At 47.2% G+C, this 13,398-nt stretch carries 16 protein-coding genes and 1 pseudogene; 2 read left to right on the top strand and 15 right to left on the bottom strand.

The features are described from left to right. Positions 1-4: 4 nt before the first annotated feature. Positions 5-700: a hypothetical protein gene (locus tag ACFQRK_RS22990; protein WP_379010682.1), complete on the bottom strand. Its 696-nt coding sequence runs from the start codon at positions 698-700 to the stop codon at positions 5-7. 1 nt (position 701) lies between these two features. Further along, positions 702-1,637 (bottom strand): hypothetical protein, encoded by a 936-nt coding sequence (locus ACFQRK_RS22985; RefSeq protein WP_379010681.1) that lies wholly within the window; start codon positions 1,635-1,637, stop codon positions 702-704. Between the two features lie 942 nt (positions 1,638-2,579). Here ACFQRK_RS22985 and ACFQRK_RS22980 point away from each other — a divergent pair. Then, positions 2,580-2,813 (top strand): hypothetical protein, encoded by a 234-nt coding sequence (locus ACFQRK_RS22980; protein ID WP_379010680.1) that lies wholly within the window; start codon positions 2,580-2,582, stop codon positions 2,811-2,813. Next, complete coding sequence (locus ACFQRK_RS22975; RefSeq protein ID WP_379010678.1) at positions 2,791-3,129, top strand: type II toxin-antitoxin system RelE/ParE family toxin; 339 nt, start codon at positions 2,791-2,793, stop codon at positions 3,127-3,129. Before ACFQRK_RS22980 ends, ACFQRK_RS22975 begins: the two co-directional genes overlap by 23 nt. A 258-nt stretch (positions 3,130-3,387) precedes the next feature. On the opposite strand, the gene ACFQRK_RS22970 is transcribed toward ACFQRK_RS22975, so the two are convergent. The 13 genes and pseudogenes from ACFQRK_RS22970 to ACFQRK_RS22910 form a co-directional block, all read right to left on the bottom strand. After that, the gene (locus ACFQRK_RS22970; protein ID WP_379010698.1) at positions 3,388-3,936 is read right to left on the bottom strand and encodes a hypothetical protein; all 549 of its coding nucleotides are present in this window, start codon (positions 3,934-3,936) and stop codon (positions 3,388-3,390) included. 567 nt (positions 3,937-4,503) lie between these two features. Continuing rightward, positions 4,504-5,145 (bottom strand): toxin-antitoxin system YwqK family antitoxin, encoded by a 642-nt coding sequence (locus tag ACFQRK_RS22965; RefSeq protein ID WP_379010677.1) that lies wholly within the window; start codon positions 5,143-5,145, stop codon positions 4,504-4,506. Next, positions 5,142-5,642: a hypothetical protein gene (locus ACFQRK_RS22960; protein WP_379010674.1), complete on the bottom strand. Its 501-nt coding sequence runs from the start codon at positions 5,640-5,642 to the stop codon at positions 5,142-5,144. Before ACFQRK_RS22960 ends, ACFQRK_RS22965 begins: the two co-directional genes overlap by 4 nt. Then, positions 5,639-6,598, bottom strand: a complete 960-nt coding sequence (locus ACFQRK_RS22955; RefSeq protein ID WP_379010672.1) for a hypothetical protein — start codon at positions 6,596-6,598, stop codon at positions 5,639-5,641. The genes ACFQRK_RS22960 and ACFQRK_RS22955 overlap by 4 nt, the downstream gene beginning before the upstream one ends. 5 nt (positions 6,599-6,603) lie before the next feature. Further along, complete coding sequence (locus ACFQRK_RS22950; protein ID WP_379010670.1) at positions 6,604-7,140, bottom strand: hypothetical protein; 537 nt, start codon at positions 7,138-7,140, stop codon at positions 6,604-6,606. Beyond that, positions 7,137-8,360: a hypothetical protein gene (locus ACFQRK_RS22945; RefSeq protein ID WP_379010668.1), complete on the bottom strand. Its 1,224-nt coding sequence runs from the start codon at positions 8,358-8,360 to the stop codon at positions 7,137-7,139. The genes ACFQRK_RS22950 and ACFQRK_RS22945 overlap by 4 nt, the downstream gene beginning before the upstream one ends. A 12-nt stretch (positions 8,361-8,372) precedes the next feature. Further along, complete coding sequence (locus tag ACFQRK_RS22940; RefSeq protein WP_379010667.1) at positions 8,373-10,328, bottom strand: type II secretion system protein GspD; 1,956 nt, start codon at positions 10,326-10,328, stop codon at positions 8,373-8,375. A 133-nt stretch (positions 10,329-10,461) separates the two neighbouring features. Then, positions 10,462-10,803, bottom strand: a complete 342-nt coding sequence (locus ACFQRK_RS22935) for a hypothetical protein (RefSeq protein ID WP_379010666.1) — start codon at positions 10,801-10,803, stop codon at positions 10,462-10,464. Positions 10,804-11,296: 493 nt separating this feature from the next. Beyond that, a complete protein-coding gene (locus tag ACFQRK_RS22930; protein WP_379010665.1) occupies positions 11,297-11,647 on the bottom strand; it encodes a hypothetical protein in 351 nt (116 codons plus the stop codon). Positions 11,648-11,651: 4 nt separating this feature from the next. Beyond that, a complete protein-coding gene (locus ACFQRK_RS22925) occupies positions 11,652-12,191 on the bottom strand; it encodes a DUF3885 domain-containing protein (RefSeq protein WP_379010664.1) in 540 nt (179 codons plus the stop codon). 5 nt (positions 12,192-12,196) lie between these two features. After that, complete coding sequence (locus tag ACFQRK_RS22920) at positions 12,197-12,874, bottom strand: toxin C-terminal domain-containing protein (RefSeq protein ID WP_379010662.1); 678 nt, start codon at positions 12,872-12,874, stop codon at positions 12,197-12,199. Between the two features lie 57 nt (positions 12,875-12,931). Then, positions 12,932-12,979: pseudogene (locus ACFQRK_RS22915) on the bottom strand (hypothetical protein); the annotation flags it as partial. A gap of 52 nt (positions 12,980-13,031) precedes the next feature. After that, positions 13,032-13,394: a hypothetical protein gene (locus tag ACFQRK_RS22910; protein WP_379010660.1), complete on the bottom strand. Its 363-nt coding sequence runs from the start codon at positions 13,392-13,394 to the stop codon at positions 13,032-13,034. Positions 13,395-13,398 lie beyond the last annotated feature (4 nt).

Genomic DNA, 13,398 nt, shown 5'->3' with positions numbered 1-13,398 from the left:
ATATTTAGTTTGATTTCAATAACTCTTCAGCATCGTCCTGTTTCTCATGCATTGCGGCAAGTAGCTCTTCCAATCGCTCAATCCGTTCATCCTGCCGTTCCTGTTTCTTCGTTTTCTCAATCAAATGCAGCGTCAGTTCCTCTACTTTCTTCAGCAACAGCAAATTCATTTCAGCCAGGTTCAATCCATCCCGTTTGATATCCGCTGCCGAAGGAATCTCCGGCAGGTGTTTGTGTGCTTTCACATAAGCTTCGATTTCATCCAATGGAGGCAGTTCGTAATCCGGTTCAAATACGTAGTCAGGTACAGCGATGTTCGTTTTGACTTTTACCTCCTTGGCAAGGATATTTCCATTTACCGCCAACTTGGCTTGGGGATTGGTGGTGCCGACGCCAACGTTACCAGAGGGTAGAAATGTCATATAAGGATCAGAATAAATTCTGCCTATGTATGAATAGTTTTCAGACGATATCCCATTGGCATATGATCCGTAAGTTCCAAGCATGATAAAGGATTGGCTGTTATCTTGATTTGATATTTTGAATCCTCTTGCCCATCCACTGGCTCCCGTTGGGAAATTCGCTTTAATCGTTACACCAAAGGCGGGCGTGGGCAATCCGATTAGGATATTAGGGTCTTGGCAGTAGGCCAAATCAAACCACGAAATAGTGATTATTAAAATTGCTAAACGTTTCATCATATCACGGATTTTTGGTTTTTATTTTCAACTGATTGATTTGGCGCTGTTGTTCCAATATATACAGCGTCAGCTCCTCGACCTTTTCCAGCAGTTTCCGGTTCATCTCGGCGAGTGCCACACCATCTGCCTCTGCCTCCCCGGCGGTAGGTATCCCGGGCAGGTGACCATGTGTGTTGATGTAGGATTCTAATTCAGCCAACGGCATGAGATCATAATCCCCCCCAAAGACGTAGTCCGGCCAATTGGCCATTTCAACTTTAACCTCTTTTGCCCGGATATTGCCGTTAACCGACAACCGCTCTTGCGGATACCGAGTACCGATGCCTAAGTTGCCCATTAAGACATTGTCGCTCGTGGATTGCACATATAGTGACTGGCCAAGCGTTGTCCCGAAACTGTTGACGTAGTCGTCTACGGTACTTTTTGTATTGTACGAGGAACCACCATTGGACGTGGTATAAGGCAGCGCGTTTTGTACCCCATCATACACCATCGGGTCTACCCCGGCAGAAGCGTGGTAATAATAGGTAGTACCGCCGCCGCGCAACCAGATCACGATCCTCCGATCACTATTCCCTGCCGTTACGTCTAGCCATCCAGCCACAAAATTCCGACCTGAAATATTGGTGGTTCCACGAAATGAGCCAATGTGTGCATTGATGAAATTAGCCTGGTTTCCCCAGCTTGTGGTATGGAACTGGAATGTGGCAATTAAGCCCCCACGCCATTGACTGTCTATATGAGCAGATGAACGGCCAATATGGAGCTCGGTTTGCCTATGGCTACTCCAGCCGCCATCGTACCAGGAAACGGGATAGAATGTATTTAAATCTCCCCCCACGGTAATACTACCAGTCTGCTGCGTATAACTTTTTGCGGATATGCCCAGTATTAGCCAAACGGCCCAGGCAAGTCTAAAAATTAATCTATTCTTCATGTGATAATTATCTCATGTGTTATCATTATTGGTTAGCTTCCAATTGCTCAATCGGTTGATTTTGCTTCATGATGTGCAGCATTCCGATGTTTTCGGCTTCCGCGTCCTTAGCAGAAGGGATTCCGAACGGGTGGCCTGTGTATTGATGCAGCCAGTTTCCCGAGTAAAGAAATTGCCGTTGAAAAAGATTCCTAAAAGCGGTATTGTACTTTCATATATCAGTTTACTAGTCATTGAGTTCATTTTTGGCATTAATCCTTCAGGACTGATTATGTGCAGAACGTGCCCGCGCATACCTACAGCGTGGCCACAATAGCTGCAAACGCTATTTGTGTATGACTTACGCCTTACACCACCACTTCCGCTTTCAAAAGCCTAGAAATTCGATCTGCCAATTCCTCCGGTTTAGGCTGTTGATGCTACGTGTGTTTTAATGGTCGATGTTTTCTATTCGGTATTTCTTATGGAGTATTCATTGGTGCAAAATAGGTAAATAAATCAGTTGTTTGTCCCTCAAGCACAAACATTAGCCGATAAATCCTGCCGCTGGAATCCTTCGTTTAGGCCGATGTCTTATCCGATGTAATACTAACGAATTACTTTGGATTATCCAAGAAAAATTCGCAAATACCATCGCAAAAAGGATGAGGCCCGTCATTTAATGTTTGTCACCGTTCTCCTTACTGCCCGATTTTTGTCTGCTCAGAGAAAGCCTAACCTTCCAAAGATAGGATTCCTATGGATTTGTCGCCACTGTTTTCCGGCTTATGCTGTTAAAGGGTAGCTGTCCGTCGCAATAAAGCTACCCTAAAGATAGCCGATTACACCTGGCGGACGATGAACGGAATGTCAAAAATATGTGCTAATTTTGTAAGAGTCGTTTGAATACTTGCGATGCGATTAGAACCATACACAAAAGTGGTTTATTGAAGTAATTTGATTATGAGACTACAGGTTATACAAGACAGCAAGGGTAAGGCCACCGGGGTGTATATCCCCATCAAAGAGTGGAAGGAGCTCAAAAAGCAGTACCGGGACTTGGAGGCCCTGGAATACGAGGAACCCACCAAAGAGCAGCTGTTGCAGGAACTCAGGGAAGCGGTAAACGAACTCAAACTTGTGGAACAGGGCAAACTGAAAGCCCGGCCCGCACATGAGCTACTGGATGAGCTATAACATTGCCTCCATACCGCTTTTTGACAAGCAGGCCAAACGGCTGACCAAGAAGTACCCTTCGCTCAAAAGGGATTTGGCCGTGCTCATCGAACGGCTCGCCGACGAGCCGGAACTGGGTACCGCCCTCGGCAACAACTTCTACAAGATACGCCTTGCCATTGCCTCCAAAGGCAAGGGGAAGTCCGGCGGGGCGAGGGTGGTTACCTACGTGAAAGTGGTCCGCTACACCGTCTACCTTTCCTCCATCTTTGACAAGTCCGAAAAAAGCACCGTCACAGACAAGGAACTCGAACAGATTTTCAAACTGATTCCATAGAAAGCCGTCTCATTATTTGAGATTTTAGTTGAATTAGTCACGACTTAATCTCACAGTTACGATTAGAAAAGTAACTTTAGATCAAGTAATATGACAACACAACAAAAAATCATCAAGAACAAGTTAGGAGTATTAGAGCTTGCACAGCATCTGGGCAACGTATCGAAGGCGTGCAAAGTGATGGGTTGTCATGGATACGCTTCCAAGCAAAAGCGAAGCGACTGCAAAATCAATATGCTTAGCGTGCTTTTCATTATATTAGTTTGTGGTGGATTTGATTGTTTTGGTTTCGTCGGTAAGCGATTGCATTTGCTTATGCAGCTCGCGATTCTCCGCGTCCAACCGAATCAAGTGAAGTGTCAGTTCCTCAACTTTTTCCAAAAGCTTCCTATTCATCTCGCCGAGGTCAACACCTTCGGATTCCGCTTTTTTTGCCGTGGGTATTCCGGGTAAGTGCCCCTCTTTTTTGATATAGGCGTCAAGTTCGGAAAGGGAAGGCAGGACATAGTCCTTATGGAAAACGTAATCCGGCCAATTCGTGGTTTCGACCTTTACTTCTTTAGCCCGCACCCTGCCATTCACCTCGATGCCACCATCCCGGAATTCTGCCTGAATGCCATTCGTCGCGTAACCTCGGATCAACCAACTTAGGGTAGAGCCACTATTCGAATATTGCCTAATAAATTGGCCGCTTGTATTTGACGCCACTTCCGTATAACTGGATGCGTTACCACTCCACCGAGCAGAACCGTCCTGATTCAATCGGAATATTTCTTTGTCGATTGAATTGCGGTATTCGAAATACATATTCGGAGTTTGTAAATCAAACCGCAATCTGTCATTGCTATTAAAAATCCGGGCAGTACCTGAGCCATCGGAGGTTCTAAATCGAATATATCCTCCATTGGACGGGGATTTTCCGACAATATCGAAAACGGAATACGACCCAATAGAATAAGGGACGGTAGTCCCCAATCCAGCATTTCCAGATGTCGGAAATAAATTAGTTTGCGTTTGAGCTAAGCTAATAACCGGAAATGAGAATAAACATAATTGAATGACCAAGGTTCTTGTTATCATGGCTACGCTTAATTTGATTGATAAAGTCCATTCCTGACAGAAGGATCTGCCGCGAAACCGCAAACAGCTCCCTTGCCATTCACAACCGCTTCCGCTTCACACAAACTAAAGCCCGATATCTTTACTGATTGATTCCCCTGTTTAGGCTATCGTTTTACCGATTACTTCGTTGGTTGATGTTTTGTATGCTTCTTTTCTATTTTAATGTTTTTCTATAGTCGTCTCCTAAGATAGTGATAAATGTATTATCCCCATAAAATTTTTTCAGAATTTCTGCTCATGGATTCCAATCATTTACCAAAAGAATGCTCGTACGCGATCGTACGTTCTGCCGAACCAATTGCCTCCATTCGGCGGGTCTATTTCTACGCCTTTTTGGTATCGCCGTTTCTCCACGCCGGTACTGTCTGCCGAATGATAGGTCGTAACTATGCCATCAAATTTTCCACCCACGAAATACCCTCGCTGCTGCAGCTTTCCGGATTCGCCGTAGATAGCAAACCTACCTGTTTCCTTACCCTCCCTCCACCAGGAAACCTTACGCAGCACCCCGCTCCGGTCCCAGTGCTGCCATTTTCCTTTTTTCAGTCCATAGTGATATTTCCCCAGCACTTTTAGGGTATTGTCGTCATACCGTTCTGTGTATACCCCATGCAAGGGTCTGCCGTGGTATCCACCCTGGGTGGCGTAGATGCTATCCCGGTAATACGAATAGTAAACATCCTGTGGTTGCGCCTTACCTAAGTAGGAACGCCTCGTGAAATTCGCCTCCACGAATCCTTCCGCAGTGCGTATGCGCGCACTGGTCTGATACGGGATCGCATCTTCCAGGTACCGTTGGCCAAAAGCCGGCATACTAAACCCGAGTCCGGCAACCCAAACAAACCCAACCAATCCGTATGCGCGTATCTTCCTAAATAAATCCTGTATGTTCATTGATATTGCATTTCATTGTTTCCCGGTTGCATGGCAACCGTTGTTACCTGCCCTGAGTAGCTCATCGAAATCGACGAGCCATTCTGTTTTACTAACGTAAAACCATCCACGGTTTCTCCGGACGTGAGCATGTATTCCCGGCCGTTGATACGTACCAATGCTACCGATTTGCCGTTTCCGCGGTTGTTTATCGAACCTAAATATTGTACCTGAGACCAGTCTACATAGGGAGCCGCCTCTTCTACATATCCGTAGTCTGCAACGAGACTATCTTCTTCCATAACCGGCGCTTCCTGCACATTGGACAGGAACGGATCGCGGTAGTTCAGCAGCAACGTATCGTCCGTGACATCAGCTGCCGGCTGGGAAGGAACAACCGTCTTCGGCGTGGGCGTAACGTCGGTATCGGCCCCCAAGCCCGAGAAGATGCGATAAAAAATCGCTCCCCACAGCAACAACACGAGTACTAACAGTGGAAAAGTAAGCTTCTTCTTCATCGTAAGATAACAAAACTCCGCCACGCGCTGTATCCGCTTTCGTTGCCCGCACGGTCCGTAGCACGGACCCGCCACAGTATCCGCTCGCCTCTTGTGCCTTCCTCAAACACGGTAGTGGTGGTTTCCAACCGTTTGGGAAACTCCACATTATACAATGTCGAGTCACTTTTATATACATAGAGCCGATAGGATGCTACGTTATTGTCGCCGCTCCATTGCAGGGTTACCGGGCGACTTACCTGTGCGTTATTCACCGGCACCGTCAATGTCGGTGGATTAGGTGGCGTAAGGTCGTAGGTAAACCTTCGCACGGTAGACCACCGCGACTGTGCGGTGTCATTCTCCGCCCGAACGCGCCATTGATACTGCGCTTCTTCCGTCACATCAAAACCGAATGCCTCACCATCCACCACCCGGTCCATCAGTATGTCCGTTTCATCAGTAAAGCCGTTGGTGTCTACTTGCAGCCGGTAATTTTGCGCGCTGAATATGCGCTGCCACCCGAAGTCTACGCGATTGCGGGAGGTAAGGAAATTGTTCGGCGGCGTGTCCAAGAGTACAATCTGCGTGCTAAGGGCAGCCTCATGTATGGTAAATGTGCGTGTTGTGTACGCGGTTGCACTGCTTCCGTTTAACGCTTTTACCCGCCATTGGTACTGGCCCGGTTGCAGGCTGATGCTGAACCGGGGCTTATCGACCGTGGTGTCGGCATAAAAAATCGGTGCCGAGTCAAACGATGGCGCAGCAACCTGGAGCCGGTATTGCAGGGCATGATCCAATGGCTCCCAAAGGAAATCAATCGCATATACGTTGGTCTCTGCATGGGCTCCGGGCGAAAGCAATTCCACCTTTCCGTCGTCGATGGACTCTTCCAAAAACTCCGTGCAGGTGACCAATAGCAGGGAGGCACATAAACAAGCCGCAAAGATGCGGGAAAAGCGTTTCGTTGTCTTCATATACGTCAATCGTCTGCCAACCTCACCGTTCGTACCTGCAGGAGCAGCTCCGGCGCACGGGTGCTGGGGTTGGGTTGTTTCACAAAAGAGGCACTCAGTACATGCAGGTCCTGCTGCCTTTCGATATCGTGGAGTACCTGCAGTAACCTCGAAAAGTTACCTTCCATTTGGTACTCCGTATAATCCAGATGCAATGAGGTTTCAGCACCCAACCGCTTTGGTACGGGCATGCTGCGCATCGCAGCACCGTGGTGCTGAGTCAGTGCTGCAATGCGTTCGGGTTCGGACAGCGCGCTGTCTGATTCGGCTGTGCTGGATGCAAACAAGTGGCCGGTCCGGTTTGCCCCGGCCCGCAGCTGGTTCAATAATGCCAGGTTAGCCTGCCGTGCGGCCTCACCATCCTGCAAGCTTTTATACTCGGTCCGCAGGCGTAACGTCGGTTTCACCGCCAATTGATAGCTGAGTAGCAAAAAGACCAGCGCTCCCGCCCACAACAGGCGGTTTTTGGTATGCCAGCTATATCGATTAAAGAATGAGATCATGGCTGCAACGTAAGCGATAAACCGAAAATCCCGACGCCCTCACGGCCATCAAACTGGTACTGCTCAAGCTTGACCGACTGGCAGAATGACAGATCGCGTATCTGTTTAATCCAACCGTTCAACAATGGCATGTCTGTACACGTCCCTTTAATGCGGATCATTGAAGGCGTATGCACGGGGCGCCCCTGCTTGCGGCTCAATGCTTCGTCCTTCGGGTATACCGACAAGTCATTCAACAGCACCCCTTCGGGTACCGTGACTGCCAGCCGGTCGGCCAAATACGCCATTCCCCAGCGGGGTGCATCCGCATACCAAATCCCTCCCAATAGCGTTTCGCGCTCCGAAGCCTGCTTGCGCAGTGCGTCGATCTCCCGCTGGATTGCCTGCACATCGCTTCCCCCGCTATCGGCGATCTGGTTTGAATAGTGCATGAAAAAAAACGTGTTAACCAGCAGCAACCCGAAGAAAAAAGCGATCAGCGCTACCCCGCAGCGCTTAAACATCCAGTGCTGCCTATGTTCTTCATACCGGGCTTGCAGCGGTAGTATGGCTAGTTGAACCGATGTCACATCGCTTATTGCCGCAAATGCGGTTGCGAACGCGACGACGAGTTGTTCATTCAGCTGCTCTCCGGCGATGTCTACGCCTCCCGCTGAGCGATGGCGATCCGCGGGCTGCAGCTCGTACCCTACCGGCTTGCCTGCCTGAAGGACGAAGCGGTGCCGGCCCAGCAGACGGGCATCCCGGTTACCGTCAAATACGAAAGCACCGAACAACGTAACGGCAAAGGGCCCGAGGCCTACTCCCAGTAATTTGATCCCTTGCCGGTCCATCCGTGCAATCAGGTCATCCACGAGTTTTTTCCGCGCCACGGATAAAAAGGTATTTCCCTCCGTTTCGACCTTCTGAATATAGAAGTCGTCGACTTTTGCATTGGGCAGCACCTGTTTCAAGGCGTCGCCGTCGTGGGCACCGGTTAATGCCCGGTGGATAATTCCCTTTCCGCCGATGGTGAGTGCCACCGGTGTTCCATGCGGCATGTGTTCACTTAGGGATTCAAGCGAGGTCAACCTGTACTCTCCATTCACGAAATGCACCTTTGTGCCTGCACGCTTCACCACAGCCAGGTTTGCCGTAAGCGCCTCCCCTTCGTCCAACAACAGCTCCACTCCGACCAGTTGGGGAATGTGCTTGAGGTACGATGTGAGTGACTGAAGCATGTGAGGTGTTGCTTATTGGTAAATAATTGTTGGCTTGATGAACACGACCGACACCACTTTGTTACGGCCTTTGGATCGGCTGCTGAACAACCACTTCAGCCCGGGGATCCTTGACAGCACCGGAACTCCCGACGAGTTGTTGGTCGATTCGAATCGCTCGATGCCTCCCAAGACCACCATTTCTTCGTTGCGTACACGGATGATGGACTCGAACTTGCTGGTCGTGCTGGGCGGCGGTTCATCGATGGGCGTATCCTGTGTAAAGTCTGAAATATCAATGTTGATGTTCAGGGTCACCTGCTCGTCGCCCGATACAATTGGTCGGATGCCGATGGTCATATCCGCATTTACTTCGTTATATTGCTCGGTTACCACCGTCTGCGGATTGAACGATCCCATCACATTCTGTGTGGACAACCGATAGTAGCGGGTGCTGCCGATGCTGAGAGAGGCCGTATGCCCATTCAAGGTAGACAGCTTGGGTACCGAACGCAGCTCGACGTTGTTGTTATCTTCCAGCGCGCTTAAGGTGAGGTAAAAGTTGGGCGTCACCCGCCCCAGATTGAATGTACCTGTCCCGATGCGGGAAAGGAAATCATTGATGGACGCAGCCCCGAACGTAAAATCAAGCCCCGAGAGCAGCGTCCCTCCTGTGCGTATACTGTCTGCAACACCTGCACTGATACCGGTTTTGATATTATAGCCCTTGCGGATATCCAGCATGGTCACCTCGATCAGCACCATCGGCACCCGCGTGTCCAACTGCTGTACAATGGCTGCAATTTCCTTCACCTGTGGTGACGGTCCGGCTACCAGCAAGGTATTTTGTTCACGAAACTCCTTGATCTCCACACCCTGGCGCCATTCGGCCGGGATCATGGCTTGTATGGTGTCAAGCGAGCGGTTCTGCAATTGGATGACGCGCATCTCGCGTAATCCCTCCAGCCGTCGTTCACCGATCAGGTAGATGCCATTTTCACGTTTATACGAATATACGGTGCCCCGCAACACGGCCGTTAGCAGGTCATCAAATTTAACCCGTTTCAAACGGGCCGTTACCGTACCCTGCAACGGACTGAACAAAAAATAATTCGCGTTTATCTGGTCGGCCGCATACCGGACGACTTCCTCGATGGGTGTATTATTCGCCTCCACATCAAGCAGCGGGATGGAGTCGGCTGTCTGCTGTCCCTGGGTTTCCACAAATAGGTTGCTTCCCTGCCCTTCCATTCCTCCTTCCACCGGCGATGTCAGCGGCATCCTGCGGGTTGACAATTCGGCATCGCTGTTGATGTAATTTACCTCCCGCTGGCCAAGGGGCAGGAAAACAAAGGCCCCGTCGGCCGTTTCGGCCAGCTTCAGTTGATTGTTAAAAGCTAGCTGGCGCAATGCTGCTGCCAGATCCATATGCTGCACATAGAGGGTTACTGTCTTATCCCGCAGCTCGTTGGTGACAATAACGTTGGTGCCACTTTTCTGGGTGATGGTACGCGCCACGCTTATCAGGCTGTCATTCTCGAGCGAAAGCGTAAGTTGGTTGAGATCCTTGTTGTAATCAGCCACAATGGGTTTCGGCCGTCGGTATTCCTGCGGATTCAGCTGTCTTACGGAAACGATCGACCCGATAAAGCTGATATCCAGGTTATATTCCTGTGCAATGAACAGCAGGACATTCTTCGCCGTTTCGGACTGGAAGTTGTTGTAAATGCGGGTTTCAAGGGACGGATCTACGTTTATATTAAGGTCGGCCGCTTCAGCCAATGCCCGCAGAAATTCCTGAATGGATGCGCCTGACACGGATAGCGTCACCTTCTGATCGATACCGGGTAATTCCGCCGAAAGGTTCGTCAGGCGTTGCTCCAATTGGGCAATCCGGTCGGGCTGTTGCGCAGCACACCAAATGGGCGATATCAATAATCCAGCCAATAGGCATCCACAGGCTAGGCAGATAGGTAGTGTTTTTCTCAATGGTAGTTCTTTATTCGGTCAGTAACTAATAAGCATGTTGATTATGTCAGGCTAACATACGGATTTTTTTAAATTATTCTCAAGGCAGATAATTTTTTTTGCTTTTCGAACGGTTCGATCAGTAGTGTCGGATCTAGCCACCAGCGATTGTATCCCGTTCACGAGTTTTTTCTTTCAGTTGATTGATTTCTCGTTGTTGTTCCAATATGTATAATGTCAATTCTTCTACCTTCTTTAGCAGCAGCAGGTTCATCTCAGCAAGGTTCAATCCATCCTGTTCGATATCCTTTGCGGAGGGGATTTCAGGTAGGTGCTTGTGTTGTTTTACATAAGCTTCGATTTCTGCCAGTGCCGGCAACTTATAATCCGGTTCAAACACGTAGTCCGGCACCGAGATATCCGTCTTCACCTTTACTTCCTTCGCCAGAATGGCGCCCTCAACAGCCAACTTGGCCTTAGGTTTTGGCACCTGCATGCATTCCAGTATAAGACCTGGGATTGTTTTTGGCATCCCTTACTTCCCGTGGTGTTGTCCATGTGAATCACCATTTACGTCGATATTCTTAATCGGATCCAAAGACGCGTACTGATAAGGAGACATATCAGTACTTCTCAGCAAACCTGTCTACCGTACCGAAACGTCCAATCATCGGGTCATAGAACCTTGCGCCATAATCGTACCAATCTACTTTTAAGATATCTCCCGTACTACCTACGCTTTATCAAGAGACTACAAAATATCTTATAAATAAGCCATAACAATATGACCGCAATTATTGTATCAAATATGGCAATAAATGTATTCTCGAACGCTCCCCCTGGATTTACGGATTCATGAATAGCAAATGGCAACATATTAAATAAGTTGGGTGTTGTCAACACATACCACAAGAACAAACCGGATATCGGCAACGCCATTATAAACGCCAATATCTTACGCTTCTCTAAATATTTCATGGCTATTATTGTTAATTATCTCGGACAATCTTTCCATTTACAATTTTATATTTTCCTGTCGGCAGGTTTCTAATCTGTTCCATAAAACCAAATATTGAATGTCCTTGTTGCCTGTCTGTACTTGTATCGATTTTAATTGCTCCTGGCATATCGTCATTTCCAGCTACCTTATCTCCACTATGCGAAAATTGGAATGTCGGAACGCCTTTTACAGCTTTTTTACTGGGCTGAAAAGGTGCAAAATCAGCTTCAAAATCGACTTTAACCCCTTCAATATTGTTTTCTCTTGCATAATCCAATATTGCCTGGACATAGCCTTTTCCAAAAGCCCCGCCCATAGACTTGGCCTTAACCGTCAACAATTAATCACAAAATCCATTTTAAGAAATTCAAACGTAGGTTACTAATAAATTGAAAGTTAGTAGAAAAAACATCCATGCCTCGATCATCATAAATATTAATGACAACTGGTATTTCAAAATTTAGATAATAACACGTTATATTAGCAGAAGGTTCTATTGCCATATCATGATGAATTATTAGTTTTTTTATGTAATTCCCTATAAATTCATCATATTTTTCCATTTTAACGTATAAGATATCGCCCTGCGAATCAGTTTTTTTTTCAGCTTTGTGATTAGTTTTGGTTATTAATTTTTCCAATAGTTTTACGGCGGCTTCATCCCACAATACGATCCGTAATAACACTTCCCTATCTTTAAAACAATAAGCCAAAATATTGGTGCTTCTCTCAATTGCCTGCCTTATCCGATCTCCCGTTTCATCGATGTCTCCTGCTAACTCAAATCTTAATCTATTATCATGTATAGAAGATAAGGATACACGATTCAAATCGCCAAAAACTTCGGTAAAAGCGGTTTCAAAATCTTTATTATTAACTATCATATTGATTATCTTATGTTAAGATCCTTATCAGCCGTTCCAACTCTCTTCAGCTTATTGCCTTGACGTTCAAAAACTTTCCAGGATCCTCCATTGTGCCCATCTACATCTCTGGAATAATATTTATTACCCTTTTTATATACCTTTTGACCATGTTGCCTTCCAAATTCTTTTGTTTCTTTAAATCCTTCAGGCAAATCCTCTTCTTTTCCTTTACTAAACACAAGTCCATTGGTTTGCGACAAAGAAGGCAGCCCGAGAGCCGATTGAGAAAACGGTCTTGCATCCACAGGATAACCGGCATCGTTTACTTTCAACGCGGCATATGTCAACCCTACAAAAGCTGCACCAATCCCCGTTGCAGAAAGTGCACTACCCGAAAGCCCTAAACCTATCGTTCCCCCTCCTGACAATTCCCCTAAAGCAAAAGCTCCTGTGATCAACGCCGCTCCACCGGCTTGCCTTGTCTGAGCCGCACCAAGCCAGCTTCCATTCTCAAAAGTAGACCTACTACCAATTACGACGACTTCTTCCAATTCATGGGAATACCCTCTACCCGCACTAAATACTTCGGCTGCAACATCATTATAGGTTGCTCCCCGATTAGAGTTAAGGAAGCTCACGAAACTCTCTATCTCATCCCTGTCGTCGATGGTAATATTACTATTGGCATCGACTTTATACATTCCACTCGGGTCGACGAATCCGATAGGGTTATTTTCGACATAAGCGTAAGATGAAGTGGAATAATAGTCCTCGGCCAACGGATCCACACTTCCCCACCTGCCAATTACCGGGTCGTAGAACCGTGCGCCGTAATCATACTGACCTTCCGTGGATTTTTTATCGTACTTCTAAAAAGTAGGTGAATCCATCAAAATATAGTTTCTTTCCTTTTAATTTTGCCGCTTTACCACTAATACTATTAAAAACATCATCTCTCTTTTTATGGGAGTTTGTACTAATTTGCTTGCTTATAAATCTGATAGAGTCATTGCCTATCCATCTATAATATCCTTCCGAATAGATTCCTGGTACCGATCTCGAATAATAAAAAATACTATCATCGCTGAAAACAAACTTATATTCACCGGGCATTCCCATATGACCCGTTGAATAAACACGATGATTCAAATCTATGGGTTTTTGGATTGCACAAGCAGCCAAACAGATTGTTAACACGAAATATAAGCCCTTTTTTTTCATAGCT

The organism is Parapedobacter sp. GCM10030251, from assembly GCF_042666505.1.
In the GTDB taxonomy this organism is placed as follows: Bacteria; Bacteroidota; Bacteroidia; order Sphingobacteriales; family Sphingobacteriaceae; genus Parapedobacter.
The sequence above is the reverse complement of the archived record's forward strand: the minus strand, read 5'-3'. Positions and strand labels throughout refer to the sequence as shown.